At 41.8% G+C, this 16200-nt stretch carries 17 protein-coding genes and 1 other annotated feature; of the genes, 8 read left to right on the top strand and 9 right to left on the bottom strand.

Annotation, left to right across the window (positions count from 1 at the left end):
* The 9 genes from ACPUYX_RS00980 to ACPUYX_RS00940 all read right to left on the bottom strand — a co-directional run.
* Positions 1-267 (bottom strand): hypothetical protein (locus ACPUYX_RS00980; protein WP_426377883.1); only part of this gene is annotated, 267 nt, incomplete at its 3' end.
* A gap of 25 nt (positions 268-292) precedes the next feature.
* Positions 293-2797: a leucine--tRNA ligase gene (gene leuS, locus ACPUYX_RS00975; protein ID WP_426377882.1), complete on the bottom strand. Its 2505-nt coding sequence runs from the start codon at positions 2795-2797 to the stop codon at positions 293-295.
* A 49-nt stretch (positions 2798-2846) separates the two neighbouring features.
* Positions 2847-3045 (bottom strand) — a binding site (T-box leader).
* A 48-nt stretch (positions 3046-3093) separates the two neighbouring features.
* Positions 3094-3450, bottom strand: a complete 357-nt coding sequence (gene rsfS / locus ACPUYX_RS00970) for a ribosome silencing factor (RefSeq protein ID WP_426377881.1) — start codon at positions 3448-3450, stop codon at positions 3094-3096.
* Positions 3440-4021 (bottom strand): bis(5'-nucleosyl)-tetraphosphatase (symmetrical) YqeK, encoded by a 582-nt coding sequence (yqeK, locus tag ACPUYX_RS00965; protein ID WP_426377880.1) that lies wholly within the window; start codon positions 4019-4021, stop codon positions 3440-3442. Before yqeK ends, rsfS begins: the two co-directional genes overlap by 11 nt.
* Before the next feature lie 257 nt (positions 4022-4278).
* The gene (locus ACPUYX_RS00960; protein WP_348982318.1) at positions 4279-4527 is read right to left on the bottom strand and encodes an RNA-binding protein; all 249 of its coding nucleotides are present in this window, start codon (positions 4525-4527) and stop codon (positions 4279-4281) included.
* A gap of 73 nt (positions 4528-4600) precedes the next feature.
* Positions 4601-5221, bottom strand: coding sequence for a nicotinate-nucleotide adenylyltransferase (nadD, locus tag ACPUYX_RS00955; protein ID WP_426378296.1), 621 nt, complete (start codon positions 5219-5221; stop codon positions 4601-4603).
* Between the two features lie 301 nt (positions 5222-5522).
* Positions 5523-5855, bottom strand: coding sequence for a branched-chain amino acid transporter permease (locus tag ACPUYX_RS00950; RefSeq protein ID WP_088188496.1), 333 nt, complete (start codon positions 5853-5855; stop codon positions 5523-5525).
* Positions 5852-6568, bottom strand: a complete 717-nt coding sequence (locus tag ACPUYX_RS00945) for an AzlC family ABC transporter permease (protein WP_426377879.1) — start codon at positions 6566-6568, stop codon at positions 5852-5854. Before ACPUYX_RS00945 ends, ACPUYX_RS00950 begins: the two co-directional genes overlap by 4 nt.
* A 13-nt stretch (positions 6569-6581) precedes the next feature.
* A complete protein-coding gene (locus ACPUYX_RS00940; protein WP_047809947.1) occupies positions 6582-7055 on the bottom strand; it encodes an Lrp/AsnC family transcriptional regulator in 474 nt (157 codons plus the stop codon).
* Positions 7056-7465: 410 nt separating this feature from the next.
* Here ACPUYX_RS00940 and ACPUYX_RS00935 point away from each other — a divergent pair, with 410 nt between their 5' ends.
* The 8 genes from ACPUYX_RS00935 to ACPUYX_RS00900 all read left to right on the top strand — a co-directional run bounded on the left by ACPUYX_RS00935 (position 7466) and on the right by ACPUYX_RS00900 (position 16133).
* Positions 7466-8509 (top strand): hypothetical protein, encoded by a 1044-nt coding sequence (locus ACPUYX_RS00935; protein WP_426377878.1) that lies wholly within the window; start codon positions 7466-7468, stop codon positions 8507-8509.
* Between the two features lie 341 nt (positions 8510-8850).
* Positions 8851-10014, top strand: coding sequence for a UDP-galactopyranose mutase (gene glf, locus ACPUYX_RS00930; RefSeq protein ID WP_426377877.1), 1164 nt, complete (start codon positions 8851-8853; stop codon positions 10012-10014).
* Between the two features lie 122 nt (positions 10015-10136).
* Positions 10137-11156 (top strand): glycosyltransferase family 2 protein, encoded by a 1020-nt coding sequence (locus ACPUYX_RS00925; protein ID WP_426377876.1) that lies wholly within the window; start codon positions 10137-10139, stop codon positions 11154-11156.
* Between the two features lie 43 nt (positions 11157-11199).
* The gene (locus ACPUYX_RS00920) at positions 11200-12132 is read left to right on the top strand and encodes a lysylphosphatidylglycerol synthase domain-containing protein (protein WP_426377875.1); all 933 of its coding nucleotides are present in this window, start codon (positions 11200-11202) and stop codon (positions 12130-12132) included.
* 77 nt (positions 12133-12209) lie between these two features.
* Complete coding sequence (locus ACPUYX_RS00915) at positions 12210-13199, top strand: glycosyltransferase family 2 protein (RefSeq protein WP_426377874.1); 990 nt, start codon at positions 12210-12212, stop codon at positions 13197-13199.
* A 405-nt stretch (positions 13200-13604) separates the two neighbouring features.
* On the top strand, positions 13605-14489 hold the full coding sequence (locus ACPUYX_RS00910) for a hypothetical protein (RefSeq protein WP_426377873.1): 885 nt from the start codon (positions 13605-13607) through the stop codon (positions 14487-14489).
* A gap of 172 nt (positions 14490-14661) precedes the next feature.
* Positions 14662-15390: an ABC transporter ATP-binding protein gene (locus tag ACPUYX_RS00905; RefSeq protein WP_426377872.1), complete on the top strand. Its 729-nt coding sequence runs from the start codon at positions 14662-14664 to the stop codon at positions 15388-15390.
* The gene (locus tag ACPUYX_RS00900; RefSeq protein WP_426377871.1) at positions 15390-16133 is read left to right on the top strand and encodes an ABC transporter permease; all 744 of its coding nucleotides are present in this window, start codon (positions 15390-15392) and stop codon (positions 16131-16133) included. The genes ACPUYX_RS00905 and ACPUYX_RS00900 overlap by 1 nt, the downstream gene beginning before the upstream one ends.
* Positions 16134-16200: the final 67 nt, after the last annotated feature.

Here is a 16200-nt window from a genome sequence, read left to right as displayed (position 1 = left end):
CACATTTATGTGCCGTCTCCCAAAACCACACCTTATAAGACTTACCCGCACCGTTCCCCGACCCTTTAGCCAGGGACGCAGTGTCAGGCAGCGCGAGGTCTTTACGTAAGCAGTCAGCAAACTCCGTGAAAGCGACTTGACCCCAGACACGGGGCGGCGCACAGGACGTGCGCCGCCGCCATAGCGCCATGGATGGCGCTTATGGTGGGAACCCCGCTCCCCAAAGCAAGTCGCTTGAACGGCTAGTTTGCTCTGCGTCGTATGCACCGAGCGAGGCCTGACACAAGTCCCCCTATTTAACCACCAAATTCACCAATTTCCCAGGCACCGTAATCACCTTAACAACAGTTTTCCCCTGGGTCCATTCAACCACTTTCGGCTGAGAAACAACGATCTCTTCCAACTCCTCAGCCGAAATCTCGGCGGGAACCTGAATCCGATCCCGAACCTTCCCATTGACCTGCAGAACAACCGTCACTTCATCCTGAACAAGGGCTTTTTCATCCACCTCAGGCCATGGCTGTTCATGAATACTGTTCGTATGCCCAATGCCTTGCCAGAGTTCCTCCGTAATATGCGGCGCAAAAGGAGCTAGAAGAAGAAGAATTCCTTCAATAGCCTCTCTGCCGACTAAAGCATTGGCCGTTGGCTGCTCCTTATAGAGATAGAGAGCGTTGACCCACTCCATAATCGTACTGATGGCAGTATTAAAGTTATAGCGCGTGCCAACATCCACTGTCACTCTCTGGATCGCCAAGTGAGTTTGCCGTCTCATCTCTTTGCCTGCCGAATCCAGATTAGCCCACTCTTTTTCCAAATCAGCCTTAGAAGAAGGAACCTTTCTCGTCTCCTTAATAATAGACTCATATTGAGCAACTAAGCGCCAAATCCGATTGAGGAAGCGATAGCACCCTTCAACCCCCTGATCGCTCCATTCCAGATCTCTTTCCGGCGGAGCGGCGAAAAGGATAAATAATCTCGCAGTATCAGCGCCATATTTCCCGATAATGACCTCGGGGCTGACGATATTCCCCTTCGATTTGGACATTTTCGAACCGTCCATACAAACCATGCCTTGAGTCAGTAAGTTCTGGAAGGGTTCATTAGCCTTCAGATAACCAAAATCCCGCAGGCCTTTGGTAAAGAAGCGTGCGTATAAAAGGTGAAGAATAGCATGTTCAACCCCGCCCACATACTGGTCAACATTCATCCACTGATCCACAGCATCCTTAGTAAAAGGTGCCTCAGTATTTCGAGGATCGGTATATCTGAGGAAATACCAGGAGGAACAAGCAAAGGTATCCATGGTATCTGTTTCACGGTGCGCAGGACCGCCGCACTTCGGACATGTCGTTTCCGTAAAGGACTTCGAAGTCGCCAAAGGATTCTCTCCCGTTTTAAACACCACATCTTCAGGGAGCATTACCGGCAGCTGCTCTTCCGGGACAGGAACAGTACCGCAAGCTTCACAATATACCATCGGAATCGGTGCACCCCAATACCGCTGACGGGATATGAGCCAGTCACGCAAGCGGAAATTGACCTTGCGCTGGCCAACACCACGATGCTCTACTTCATCAGCAATCTTATCCCAGCCCTCGTCACTGCTTAGACCGTCAAAAGAACCGGAATTAACCAGAATACCATCGTCCGTATAAGCAGCTGTAAGGGGGTTGTCCTTCTCACCAGGCTCACTATCGTTAGACACAATGACCGTTTTAATAGGTAATTGATACTTCGTGGCAAACTCAAAGTCCCGTTCATCGTGGGCAGGAACTCCCATAACCGCACCGGTGCCGTATTCCACAAGAACATAATTGGCAATCCAAATCGGCAGTTTCTCACCGCTTAAGGGATTAAGGCAATAAGCCCCGATAAACAAGCCTTCTTTTTCAGCTTCTGTCGAAGTCCGAGCGATTTCATTCAGCCCGTTCATTTTATTGATGAAGGCCAAAACGTCAGCCTCATACTTCGTTCCCTTTACTAATTCCAGAACCAGGGGATGTTCAGGCGCTAGAACAACATAACTTACTCCGAACAATGTATCAACACGAGTTGTATAAACCGAAAATTTCTCTGATCGCCCATCTAAAGCAAATTGAACCTCGACACCTTCCGAACGCCCAATCCAATTGCGCTGCATGGTTTTAACCTTCTCAGGCCAGCCGGGCAGATCATCCAAATCCCGCAGCAGAGTCTCAGCATAATCCGTAATTTTGAAAAACCACTGTTCGAGGTTTTTCTTCGTCACAGGCGTATCACACCGCTCACAGGCCCCGTCGACAACCTGCTCATTTGCTAAAACCGTGGTGCAGGAAGGACACCAATTAACCGCAGCCTTTTTCTTATACACCAAGCCATGCTTATAAAACTCCAAAAACATCCACTGTGTCCACTTATAATATCCAGGATGGCAAGTTGCTACTTCCCGATCCCAATCGTAGGAAAGACCCATTCCCTTAAGCTGTCTCTGCATATTGGCAATGTTTTTCCAAGTCCAATCTGCCGGCGGAGTCTGGTGCTTAATGGCAGCATTTTCTGCAGGCAAACCAAAAGAGTCCCAGCCAATGGGATGAAGAACATTAAAACCCTGCATCCGTTTAAAACGGGCGATAACATCGGCAATAGAATAGTTTCTTACATGACCCATATGCAAATCCCCGGAGGGATAAGGGAACATGGCTAAAGCATAATACTTTGGCTTGTCCGAAGATTCTTCTGTCTTATAAGCCTTTTCTTCCAGCCATTTTTTCTGCCACTTTGGTTCAATTTCTGTAAACGAATATTTCTCTTGCACTAAAACCTTCCCCCTTATTATTACGGCTTATAGCAAAAATCCCCCCGTCCCAAGGGACGAGAGGCCTGCTCCCGTGATACCACCCAAATTCCTAAATGCACTCAAAGATTGTAACGGTTCTCACCGATGTTCATTATTACCTGAACACAGCTCCAGGACGAGTTCCAACAATCCCCTTCAACGGCTTTCACCAACCGCCGCTTCTCTGAGGAAGGGTTTCGAGTACTATTCCCTATCACAGCTTTTAATTATAGAAGTCGTTTTTCCTTAACAATAAATTACTTTTTTAAAAACCCTTAAACCAAACTAACGAAAGAAACCTCCTGAGCATCCTTCCAAAGGCGCTCAAGCTGGTAAAATTCACGTTGTTCCGGAGTCATGATATGTATGACCAAATCTCCGCCGCAATCCATCAAAACCCACTTAGCATCAGGCAATCCTTCAACGTGCATTACTGGAATTCCGATCTCTGGCAATTTTTCCTCCAAGTGATTCGTGATCGCTTTCACCTGGATTGATGAATTTCCCGTCACAATCAGACAATAATCTGTAACCATAGAAATCCCCTTTAGGTTGAGAAGGGTAAGATCACCACCCTTTTTATCTTCGGCCAGATGAATAACTTCGGTAAGTTTATTTTGATCAAGTTCCAATAGATATCCTCCTTTTCAAATCATCATAGGTTAGTTGCGTTAAAGGATGAATTGGATGGTTGCTTTCCTTTAAATATAGTAAAGTGCCTTCAACACAGTCAAACGTACCCTTTTCTAAATCATCATACAGGGATTGACGCAACTTGTCCACTTCCGGAAAAGTTCGGCCTGGTTCTGTTAGATCAGCGCTGTAAATCAGCATCTCTAAGGGGGACATTCCTGGTCTCCCTAAAGTATGACTGGCAATTGCCGCCAACAAGTCTTTATCCTCAACCTTAAAATAATGTTCCAGCCAATAGGCCGAAAGACGGCCGTGCAAAACATAAGGATACTTCTCATCTTCGGGGTATTCCAGCAGATTCCAATAGCGTGCTAAACCCACCTGTACCTTTGCCGGAAGTTCCTTTGCCAAATCATGAGCTAACCCCGCACAGCGTGCTTTCACAGGATCGACCCCGTGGCGTTTGGCTAACATTTCAGCATGATCAGCAACGCCCAAAGTATGCTTGAACCTTGACTCTGAAATCATATGCTTGGCAAGACTCATTACCTCTTCAACTTGCAGCTCCACGTTCCCGCTCCCCCTTAAACGCCAATTATCTATCTCTTTTGCATTATCTTACATTCTATCAATTTAGGCCATAGACTGCAAAATTTTTTATAAATTAACCTTAATTTTAGTATTGTCCGTGATCTGTGACTTAAAACATTAATGTACATATGATTGCTCAACAAGGGGTACAGGAAGCAGTTGAAATTTATTTAGTCATTTTAGAAGGGAGACCCCCACAAGCATGTCAGAGGGCCTCCCTTCCAGTCCGCGGGATATTACATTTGTTTCGGTTTAGCTTCATTCACCGTTAGAGGTCTTCCGCCAAAATCTTTGCCATTTAACTCCTGTGTCATACGTTCAGCGTCCTCTTCGCCAACCTCAATAAATCCAAATCCTCTGGAGCGGCCTGTCTCACGATCAGTAATAATTCGGCTGCTTTCCACATGGCCATAGGTAGAGAAGAATTCCCCGAGTTCATCCGCTGTAGTATTCCACGGGAGATTTCCGACGTATAGAGTTGTCATTATAATACTCACCTCTTTGATATTGATTCATTTTTAGTATGGTCAAATCCCAGCAGAGTATGTAATGACAAGTTCACCGATAGAGATTTTTTTGCTCAATAAACAAACGTACCCCTTCAGGCAGTAAATAGCGAATAGGTTTTTGCTGTTTTACCCGCATTCTAATATCCGTAGAAGAAATCGCCAGAGCCGGGACTTCCAAATAATGAATTTTATCAACAATTTCCGGATGGTCCCGTCGTACAGACTGCAAAAAATCCTTCGCATCGAAGCCGGGGCGGGCTGCCCCAATAAATTGAATCATGGTCAAAATCTCTTCAGCCTCCCGCCAAGAAAAAATCTCACGCAGGGCATCTGTTCCCGTAATAAAATACAGCTCATGCTCAGGCCAAATTTTGCTCAAATGGCGCAGTGTCTCTACCGTATAGGAGGGCCCCTGACGCTCAATTTCCATGGCAGAACATTCGAAGGCAGGATTGTCTTTAATAGCGCGTTCAACCATTTCCAAGCGGGATTTCCCCGCCGAAATATCGTGCCGGTCTTTGTGAGGCGGTATCCCCGTTGGGATAAATAAAACCTTACTCAGATTAAATTCACTGCGCGCCATTTCTGCAGCAACTAAATGTCCATAATGGATGGGATCGAAGGTTCCCCCCATAATTCCAATTCTCTCCATACTAACCTCTATATTCATGATTATAATTTTTTTCGTTAAAGAAAAATAATAATAGATAAATTTATCATTAGTTAATAACATCGTTATTTTACCCCAAAATGCTTCAAAACTTCAACAAGCATATGGGACCAAGGCTATCTCCAATTACAATAACAGTATCAGTTCCTAAAGTCTTGTTATTCCTAATCTTTAAGGGTCAGAATCTATGAATCAGCATTAGTTAATGCTGACTAAGTGTGCTGGAAATTTCAAGAGGTTATAGTCTAAATCTTGACAAACAGGTTACTGTGCCCCTCTTAAATCACAGATATTTTGATACTTACCCGAAAATAGTTTGCACAAGTACCATGTAAATAACTGTACCTACTCCAATGCTCAGAAGTGTATTTTCCTTCCAATAATGAAGCGCAACAATACAAATAATAGCTATAGCCTCTGGGAACCAATATGTAGGAGCTTTAAAACTCACGCTTTTAAGACAATAAATGACCAACAAGCCAATTACAGAATAGGGCAAGACTTGCCCAAGATAACTAATATATGAATTGGATTTAGTACCTCGAAAAACTACAAACGGCAAAAACCTTGTGATCATGGTACCTATAGTCACCATACAAATAATGATCAACGTTTGCATTGATGTTAAGGTCATTGTGCCCTCCCCTCCATCAGTTCCTTCTTCTCGACGTATTGCTTTCGAGATTGTGTCAATACCAGCAATATAGTAAGCATAGAAGGAATAATGAAATTACTTGGCCCGAAAGCAATCAGACAGATCACAGAACACAAAACACCGATGATGGCTGGTTTGTGTTCTTTCTGAGTTTTCCATTGCCCCACGAATATTACAATAAAAAGAGCAGTCAATACAAAATCAAGACCCTTTGTATTAAAGCTAACCATAAAACCCAGTATCCCGCCAACAGCTGAGCCTAGCACCCAATAGCAGTGGTCCAGCAGGGTAATAAAGAAATAAAACCAGTTCCGGTTTACGCCTGCGGGTGGCTTTGCCGAACAAGTGATAGAGAAAGTCTCATCAGTCAGACCAAAGATAAGATATGGTTTAAACTTACCGCTATCTTTGTACTTCTCCAGCATGGAAATACCGTAAAACAAATGCCGAGCATTAATCATCAACGTCATTAACAAGGCCAATAGCGGATTAAAAATTGATGTCAGAAACGTAACGGCCAGGTATTGAGCAGAGCCTGCATATGCCAGTAAACTCATCAAAACGGTCCAACCCACACCATACCCCTTACTACTCATTAAGATCCCATAGGCAATACCTAAAAAAATATACCCTGTAAATACAGGAATAGTAGGCGGAAATGCAGCTTTTAAGGCTTTAATTTCTTCTTTCAATCTCGACACCTCATTAACCTTCTTCTATTGGTACATAGACCGTTCGTTTTTCTATCCCCATAACCATGCTGGTCTCAACACGGCTGATTATTGTATTCTGCATCAAGGAATCAATGATAAAATCCCTGTAACTGTCCATATCTTTGGCTACAATTTTGAGCAGATAATCGTGACTGCCAGTGAGTGAATAACATTCCTGAACTTGCGGGAACCTTTTCACTTCTTCTAAGAACGAATGAATTGTTTTTCTGTTAAGAGGTGAAAGATTAACAAGAGCAAAGGCCAGGACTTCCATCCCTAATTTCTTCTCATCAACAATAGTGGCGAATTTTTTGATAATACCCGTTTCTACCAAGTTCTTTGTTCTTGCAAGGCAAGCTGAAGGTGAAAGCCCAATTTTCTTAGATAAGCTGAGGTTCGATATTGAAGCATCTTCCTGCAATTCTCTTAAGATCGCTTTGTCAATATCATCAAGTATAACTGCCATATTACGATCTCCTTTTGTTGAAGAAATTATATTCTGTACTATATGTATAATATCATTTATAATTTCTCAGGTAAATGATTCTATAGAATAATATTCTTGACAACAAGCAAAATGCAGAACGTTTGGCAAATCAGCTGATTTTTGGTTACTCAGCAGCACATCGATTTATAATATGATCATAAAAACAGCCGCGACTTGGGTTACCCTATCGCAGCTCGATACCATCCTAACTCATATAAGCTTTTAGCTTTAAGAAGAGCTTTAAACAATTCTGCGCGTGCAAAGTGAACCCATTCAGCTAAAGCTGAACATCGAAACTTGAATTAAATTAAACATAGTTTACAGGTGCAAACTAGACGTTGAATCTACTTATTCATCAATCAGTTTCAACTGAGTATAGGAGGGTTTTAATGTCTGGTGAAACAATTGGTCTGCTGTTGGCAATTAACTCAGGGATACTTTCTGTTGTTGGTCTGATTACCATCTTTATATCCATGAACAGCCAGCACAGCGTGCAGTATAGCCGTGAAATTCTCTGGGGCATTTTTACCTTGCCCTATAGAAAGAACTTATTTCTTGATAAACAAGCTATCGGCCAGGAAGTCTTTCGCAAATTCATTTTGTACGAACAAATTATCAAGGACAAAAACGCCTTCTTAATAAAGATTATTACCTTTTCTCAAATGGTCTTAACCTTTTCAATCATAATATGGACGACAATAGTTCTAAATCTTTTAATTGGAAATCCTTCTCTCACGGACAAAATTATCCTGCTCCTCGGTCTAAGTCTGGCCCTTTGTTTTATCTTTTATTTCATCATTAAGATCTTAGGAGATTTAAAAAATGTCAGTAAGGTCGGGCAGCTGCCGACAGTTGAAGAATTATTGGATGCTGACTTTCTTGCGAATAACTTGAATGTTATTACCCTTGCGGCTGTTTCGTCGCGCTTGAAAGTTCTTGATTCTAACATTTACCTTGGTTTCCCCATTCCATTTAAGAATCTAAGAGTTAAAATAACACTCCAACAATCCCGGGAAAAAGAAAACAATGATACAGCAAATTCAAATCGCAGCCAAACACTGACAGCACAGTTACATAGCTTCAGGAAACTTGACCTTAAAGACTTTAAACTACTGGATGATGATTATTGCTATTATTTGATATCCGATCTCCCTTCTTTGGGAGTAAGCGGGAATAGTTTTTTAGCGACAGTTGATTTACTAAGCAGGCAAGGACTCGTCGCTGCTGAGTTTTATTGTGAAAGCCTCACGAATAACCATCATAAATTAATCTTCCCCTATTCGTTTGTCGAACGATTCATTAATCGTCAAAGTGATTTAGATCCCTTCAGCCGCTATCAAAAGAACCTCAAAAAGGGTGGCCCGGATCGCCCGGCAGAAGGAACAAATCTAGGACAAAGCCTTATAGAATTAATAGAGAATGAGATTAAATAGTTGTTGAGCAACCTAAGTAAATGATTATTCTATATAGACTATATTGCCATGATAACCTAGGTTATAAAGCAAATTGAATTGGATTCAACTCAATTGTTTGAATCGATTGGATTGATTTTGATTGCGATATTAGATTAGATTAACTGGATTGACTTCAATTTAATTAATCTTTAAGGTGAATTTAAGTTTCGGTCGATATAATACTTTTTGTGCCCAATTGATATTGGAGAATTTTCCCTAACTAATTGCAATAATTTCAGACCATGGTAATATGAAATTAATAAGCATCACTAGGACCACAACACTATTAAAAATACTTTAGAATGCAGGATAAAATCAACATGAACGACAAAAAACTTTATGATTGCCTCGTGATCGGCTGTGGTATGGCAGGATCAGTTATTGGGCGGGAACTGGCGGAACGAGCAGGTAAAAAAGTATTGATTCTGGAAATGCGTAGTCATATTGGCGGCAATACTTATGATTTTAAGGATAAAAGCGGGATACTCATCCATGGGTATGGTCCTCACATCTTTCATACGAACAATAAACGGGTCTTTGATTTTCTCTCTCGCTTTACATCTTGGCGCAATTACTCCCACGAGGTAGTAGGCGATATCCACGGACAACTGATGCCTATTCCTTTTAACCTTAATTCCCTTCACTTAGCCTATGAGCCAAGCAAAGCAGGCAGAATTGAACAAAAGCTGATCGACACTTTTGGCTTCGGCAGCAAGGTACCCATCTTGGATTTACGACAGCAACATGATCCTGAACTTGCCGAAATCGCAGATTTCATTTACAAGAACGTGTTTTTGTATTACACCCAAAAGCAATGGGGACTCGCTCCAGATGAAATCGATTCTTTAGTTACAGCACGCGTACCTGTTTTTATTTCTTATGACAACCGCTACTTTCAGGATACTTATCAAGGTATCCCCGACCAAAGCTATACCTCACTTTTTGCCGGCATGCTCGAGCATCCTAATATTGAGCTTTGTCTTAATTCTGACGCCCGCAAACGGCTCCGTCTCGAATCCGGGAACGTATTTTTTGACGGGAATCCTTTTAACGGAACAGTCATCTACTCCGGACCGCTCGATGAATTGTTTGACTGCCGCTACGGACGCCTGCCCTACCGAACGTTAGATTTTGTTTTCGAGACGCATGAAACGACCCAGTACCAACCCAAAGGGACTGTAAATTATCCGGTTGATCAGGACTATACCCGTATTACTGAATTCAAACACCTCACGGGGCAGGTTCTGAACGAGCGAACAACGACAGTCAAAGAATATCCCCGGGCATATACGGGAGCAGACGGCGAAACTCCCTATTACCCAATCCAAAATCCTGAAAATTCAACCCTCTACGAACGCTATCGAACCCTTACTGATGAATTCCCTAATTTTCATGTCTTAGGCAGACTTGCAGAGTACAAATACTATAATATGGACGCAATAGCTGCTAAAGCTTTAGAACTTGCAGATACCATAATAGGTTAAGGGAATTTCAATTCATCCATTCTTAACACTCCCACTTCCACAAGTGGGAGTGGTTCGCTGAACGAGAACGAGTTCACTTCCCAAGATCGGGAAAATCAACACAAAAGAACGGAGCATTTAGTTTGAGAACAATTTCATTTGCCATCCCCTGTTACAATTCAGCCTCTTATATGGAACGCTGCATCGATACTCTTCTTCCCTTCGGAAATGATGTGGAGATTATTATTGTCGACGACGGTTCTACCGATGACACCGGAAAAATTGCCGATCATTATGCCGAACAATACCCAGATTTTGTACGAGTAATTCATCAAGAAAACGGCGGCCATGGTGAAGCGGTTAATACAGGTATAAAAAACGCCTCCGGTCTTTACTTTAAAGTTGTAGACTCTGATGACTGGATCGACGAACAAGGCTTGGCTAAGGTTCTGCAAACCCTCAAAACCTTAGTTACCGACAACTCTGCTCCAGACATGATGGTCTGTAACTATATCTACGAAAAACTGGCTGAAGGGACCAGGCACGTCATTAACTATAACAATGTCTTCCCGCGTCAGCAGATATTCGGTTGGGATGACATGAAGAGATTCCATCCCTGGAAGTACCTTTTAATGCATTCTTTAATTTACAAAACACAGCTCTTGCACGAATGTGGTCTTAAACTGCCTAAACACACGTTTTATGTGGACAATATAGTTGCATATCAACCGCTGCCTTTCGTCAAAACTATATATTATCTTGATGTGGATCTTTATCATTACTTTATTGGCCGCCAGGATCAATCGGTCAACGAAAGTGTAATGCTCAAGAGAATTGATCAGCAGCTCTTAGTAACCCGCATCATGATAGGCTGTCACCGTTTGCCTGGAAGTATAGCCAGTAAAAAGCTGTCCAGCTATATGCTGGGCTATTTGGCAATCATGATGACCATTTGCACCGTGTTCCTGAGAATTTCCGGAACACAGGAAGACATTAAGAAAGAAAAAGAGCTTTGGTCCTTCTTGATCAGTTGCGACAATGGCCTATACCGGCATGCCCTCATAAGGTTCCTCAGAATGGTGACAACCCTGCCCGGAAATTCCGGCAATAAAATCACCGTTGGCTTATATAACATCGCCCGAAAAGTCTATAAATTCAACTGACCTCTTCAAATTCACGAGAATCTTTAATCAAGGGAGCAAATGAATGCCCAATGCTACAAAACTAAAGCTCATTTCAGGTATGCTGATTACTGTTGTTGTTATTTACTACTCGATCGGAGCAATCAAAGATCTGCATGTCGAACAAGTATTCAGTTCAAATATCAGCTGGAGCCTGACAATTTTTTCAATTGCTGTTTATATCTATGCCAACTACATTCGCGGACTTGCCTATACACGAGGCATTGACCGGGACATGGACAGAATGACCGCTTTACAAATTGTGGGTTTAGGTCACGCCGCTAACATGGTTTTACCTTTCCATGTCGGCGAAGGACTGCGGGCTGCCTTTTTCCCGGCAAGCTACAATGCCCTGCGGCGGACAAAGCTCTTGATCATACCGGCTTTCGCAGATTTTGCCGCAATTATGTTGGTTTCGATTCCTGCGGTTCCCTTTGCAGGGTTCAAGGATCAAAATTTGCTCAAAGCCCTCTGGCTTCTGACCTTTCTCTGTATAGCCGTCTTTATTGTTTTTGGTATCCTCATCGCTCTTCTTCCTCGGCTGCGCGGTTATTTCGGTGAATATTTAAATTTTGATACAGTCAAAATGATGGCTTGGGTTATTCTTTCCTGGGTTCTGCTGCTTGTGTCGACATGGATCGGGCTTGTAGCCTTTGGCTTTCCCTGGGGAGCATCCATTCGCATGTCCCTGGCTGTTTTCGCTGCGACCAATATCATTAATTTCATACCAGCTACCCCGGGAGCGATCGGTCTCTTCGAATATGGAACAATTCTAGGCCTCGGGGGCTTGGGAATCGACCAGACGACAGCACTCTCAGCAAGCTTGTTATTGCATCTGATCCAGTACGCGGCACTCCTGCCCTTAGGTATCTTCCTTTACATTGTTGCTCTTCGCGGGCAATACGGAGAGACGCTCAGTAATATGAGACGTACAAGTCTCCAAAAAAATCCGAAGTGAATAAACACGTAATAAGCATCTAATACAAACAAAATGATAATAAGTGGAGATGAACAAAAATTAAACGTTTATCGATTGTGGTACCTTCCTATAATTCACAGGATTATCTTCATCTCTGTCTGGATACTGTTGTCCAAGGCGGACCAGAAGTAGAGGTTATCGTCGTTGATGATGGTTCCACAGACAACACGGCGGCCATAGCCCGTGAATACTGTGATCGCTATCCTGATATTGTCCGTCTTGAACAGAAAGAAAACGGCGGCCATGGTTCAGCAGTCAACCGCGGCTTAGAGGTTGCCACAGGTGCATATTTCAAAGTTGTTGATAGTGACGACTGGTTAGACCCTACAGACTACTTGTCGGTGCTTTCCTTCTTACGCAGCAATTCTTCCGTGGACCTGCTGATCACCAATTATGTTTACGAATATTCCTATAACGGCAAACATAAAGTGATGCGCTACAACAATGTTTTTCCCGAAGGGAAGGTTATTTCCTGGGACAACATGCGTTCTTTTCGCTTCGACCAATTGATGCTCATGCATTCCATGTTTTACCGCACAGAATTATTAAGACAGTGCGGCTTAAAACTGCCGGAACACACCTTTTACGTGGACAACCTGGTTGCCTATTTACCTCTTCCCTATGTCAAAAGCTTAATATACCTGGATTGTTCTCCCTATCACTATTTCATTGGCCGACCAGACCAATCCGTCAACACGCAGATCATGATCAAGCGAATCGATCAACAGATCAAAGTAACACGCATGATGATTGAAGCCTACGATGTTTATAACGACATCGACTATAAAAGCCTTAGACAATACATGCTTTTTTATCTTTCGATGATGGTAGCTACTACCGTGACTCATCTCTATATAGCGGAGGACAAAACACTTCGCAGCAAGGCAGACGAGCTTTGGGACTATATCAAACAAAGCGATAAAAAACTATATGCAGAACTGCGGGGCAGCTTTATCAATCTGTGTATAGACCTTGCTCAGAAAATTAACCCGCGCATTCTGGCCCATAGCCTGAAGCTCATTAAGCGTATCTATAAGTTCAGTTAAAAACACCGGAGCTTATTAAGCAAACTCAGCCTTGGCATAATGCGGTTAAACGGGTGCAAGGAACTGATAGGATTTGGGAAGCAAGTATAACTATGAGGATTATAATAACATTCGAGTGGATTAAAGACGAAGATGGTACTGAGATCTGCTTACTAAGAAATATCGGAGACCATGAGCATTGTCTTCGCCCACCTTATTAAAGGAATCTAGCAAAATAGGTTCCTTTTCTATTATAGAAATTTAGATCCAGACCAAATTTCTAAGAAAAACTAAAGGTTAGTAATTTATCATAGATAAGCAAGGCAACTCAAAATAAATTTGCCCTGCAACAGCACACTTTTTGTGGGGGTGATACTCAAAATATTCGACCCTGCTTTTTAAAACTAACTAATAGGAGGCGGCATAATGAACAAAAAAACTATGGCCATGGCTGCAAGTTTAGCCATTGGGGGATCTCTGCTTTTTGGAGCTGTGTTAACAAATGCTTCTCAATTATCAGGCTATGAAGCTTATAAAAACGCCCTAAACGATACGAAAAATCTCCAGAATGAAACCATTGATATGACAGCTTCCATTACTGATAATGGCAGCAGCTTGGCAAACATAAGCTCCAATCTTAAACGAAATGAAAGCTCTAACGCTATGAGCGAAGTAACTACCCTAAAATCAGGTGATGTAAATCAAACCTACAGCAGTTATGAACAGGACGGGAAAAGAATCACTAAAAACAGTAACAGCGACCAATACTTAGAAAGGGACGACAGTCATCTTAATTCCAAAGCTGCCAAAGACACCCAAAATCCAGTTGTTCAAAAGAGCATGGAAGTTGTCGTTGATACCTTGGTAGGAAGTATGCAAAATAAGATAAATACAACTGACAACGCAGATGGAACAAAAAGCATCAACATTAACATTGGTGAAAGCGATGTAACGCCTCTCGTCAACGCTTTGACTTCTTTAGCTTTCACGGCAGAAAATCACAGGGGTTCCTACCAAAACACCAGCAGTGAGAAAACTAATATGAAAGACTTCAAAGATCTTATCCCTCAGCTGCAAAGCGATATCAAAGTTGTAAGTGTTAACTCAACTGGCAATATCAACAGTAATGATATTATTACAAACCAAACCGCAACAATCGTTGTTTCGGGAACAGATGCTCAAGGGACTCAACATCAACTGACATTTAAAATCGATTTGAACCTGTCCAATATCAACAGCACAACTCCGGATAAAGTTGACTTAACAGGAAAACAAGTAAAAACCGTGAGTTTTCATAATGAGGAAAACTAATAACTGATTTGAATTCTGATTCTGGTTCTAATTTGATTCTGATTCTGATTTTATACTCAACCGAATCAAATTAGCTTGAACGAATCACCTTGGATTAGAAAAAAGCATGACAGAAAATGAGCAATTTTAGTTTTGCTCATTTTCTGCTAATAAACAAAAATGGGTGAAGCAAGTGGAAAAGGTATTAGAAGTGGCCGGACTTACCAAGATTTATAAGAATGGACGAGGGGTAAACGATATCACCTTTGACGTTGACACAGGCGACATCTTTGGTTTCTTAGGCCCTAATGGAGCAGGAAAAACCACGGTCATGAAAGGAATTACAGGATTAAACACAAGCCAAAAAGGAACTGTCAAAATATTAGGCTATGACCTGAACTCCCACTTTGAAAGTGCCATGAGTAATGTCGGTTCGATAATCGAGACTGCCGATGTTTATGAATATATGAGTGCCTATGAAAACCTGAAATTTGTATCTCGTTTTCATAAAAATACTAAGGAAGAAGATATTGATACCATCTTGGAATTGGTGAATCTGACAAAATACAAACGAGAGAAGGCTGGGAAGTTTTCCCTTGGTATGAAACAGAGGTTAGCACTTGCTAGAGCTTTGCTGCCAAATCCCAAGTTAATAATTCTGGACGAGCCTACTAATGGCTTAGATATCGAAGGTACTGTCCAAATGCGCAATCTAATCAAGGAACTTGCAGAAAAAAGAAAAATGACCTTCTTTATTTCCAGCCATTTAGTTCATGAGGTTGAACTAATGTGCAACAAAGTTGCCATCATTCATGAAGGACGTCTTGTCAACAGCGGCGTATCCGTCGAGAGCATAAAAAAGGATTTTAATTCTCTGGAGGACTTCTATCTAGATCAGGTCAAGGAAGGAGGAAACGATTGATGGATAGCCTCAAAGCAAATGTCCTAAATGAAGTTAGAAAATTATTCTTAAAGAAAAAGGCCCTTGTCTATCTGCTCCTCATGGCTATATTGAGCTTTGTGACAGCACTCTTTATATCAAACATCCAGGCCAAGCTCATATTTATTGCTATTAATTCAATCAGCTATCCCATGATGCTTTTAGCCATCTTTACGAATAGTTTTCTGCCCTTATTTGTTTTTATGGCGGCCTCAGATTTATTTCCCGGCGAAATAGCAGATAGAACTCTAAAATTAATCCTGACGATGCCAATAAGCCGTTTTAAGATTTATATCTCAAAACTAGTAGCAATCAGTATTTACGTCCTTTTGAATTTCCTGATGATTTTCCTTGTTTCTATATTCTCTGCATTCTGTTTGAATATCACCATACCAAGTATTATGAGTGTTGCCTTAGGTTACTTGATAGACGTTATCCCGGCTCTCGTATTAGTTATTTTTGCATCCTTTATTGCCCAGTTTTTCCGAAGTGGAAGTACGGCTTTAATCAGCTCAATCGTTATATTTATCGGCATAAGGGCCTTGTCACTATTCAATACCTTGTTAAATAACAACGTTTTTACCACTTATTTGAATTGGTCCTCACTGTGGCTTACAAGTGGAACAAATAGTTTAAGAGAACTAAACTTGCTTTTACTCCTATTGTCGTATGGAATTATCTTCATCACTGCCGGATATTACTTATTTGACAGGAGGGAAATTTAAACCGAATTCTTATTTTCATAGCTCTGAGGAGAAAAAGGATTTAAGGAGATTTTGACGAATAACTTCA

Source organism: Desulfosporosinus sp. SYSU MS00001 (assembly GCF_049943955.1).
GTDB lineage: Bacteria > Bacillota > Desulfitobacteriia > Desulfitobacteriales > Desulfitobacteriaceae > Desulfosporosinus.
Note: the sequence above shows the minus strand (reverse complement) of the source record. Positions and strands in the feature narration are given on the sequence as shown.

Bases quoted from the DNA above. Each gene is read 5' to 3' on its own strand.
- ACPUYX_RS00960 (WP_348982318.1), bottom strand. From the start codon at position 4,527: ATGACAACTCTATACGTCGGAAATCTCCCGTGGAATACTACAGCGGAT.
- nadD (WP_426378296.1), bottom strand. From the start codon at position 5,221: ATGAATATAGAGGTTAGTATGGAGAGAATTGGAATTATGGGGGGAACC.
- ACPUYX_RS00950 (WP_088188496.1), bottom strand. From the start codon at position 5,855: ATGACCTTAACATCAATGCAAACGTTGATCATTATTTGTATGGTGACT.
- ACPUYX_RS00940 (WP_047809947.1), bottom strand. From the start codon at position 7,055: ATGGCAGTTATACTTGATGATATTGACAAAGCGATCTTAAGAGAATTG.
- ACPUYX_RS00935 (WP_426377878.1), top strand. From the start codon at position 7,466: ATGTCTGGTGAAACAATTGGTCTGCTGTTGGCAATTAACTCAGGGATA.
- glf (WP_426377877.1), top strand. From the start codon at position 8,851: ATGAACGACAAAAAACTTTATGATTGCCTCGTGATCGGCTGTGGTATG.
- ACPUYX_RS00920 (WP_426377875.1), top strand. From the start codon at position 11,200: ATGCCCAATGCTACAAAACTAAAGCTCATTTCAGGTATGCTGATTACT.
- ACPUYX_RS00910 (WP_426377873.1), top strand. From the start codon at position 13,605: ATGAACAAAAAAACTATGGCCATGGCTGCAAGTTTAGCCATTGGGGGA.
- ACPUYX_RS00900 (WP_426377871.1), top strand. From the start codon at position 15,390: ATGGATAGCCTCAAAGCAAATGTCCTAAATGAAGTTAGAAAATTATTC.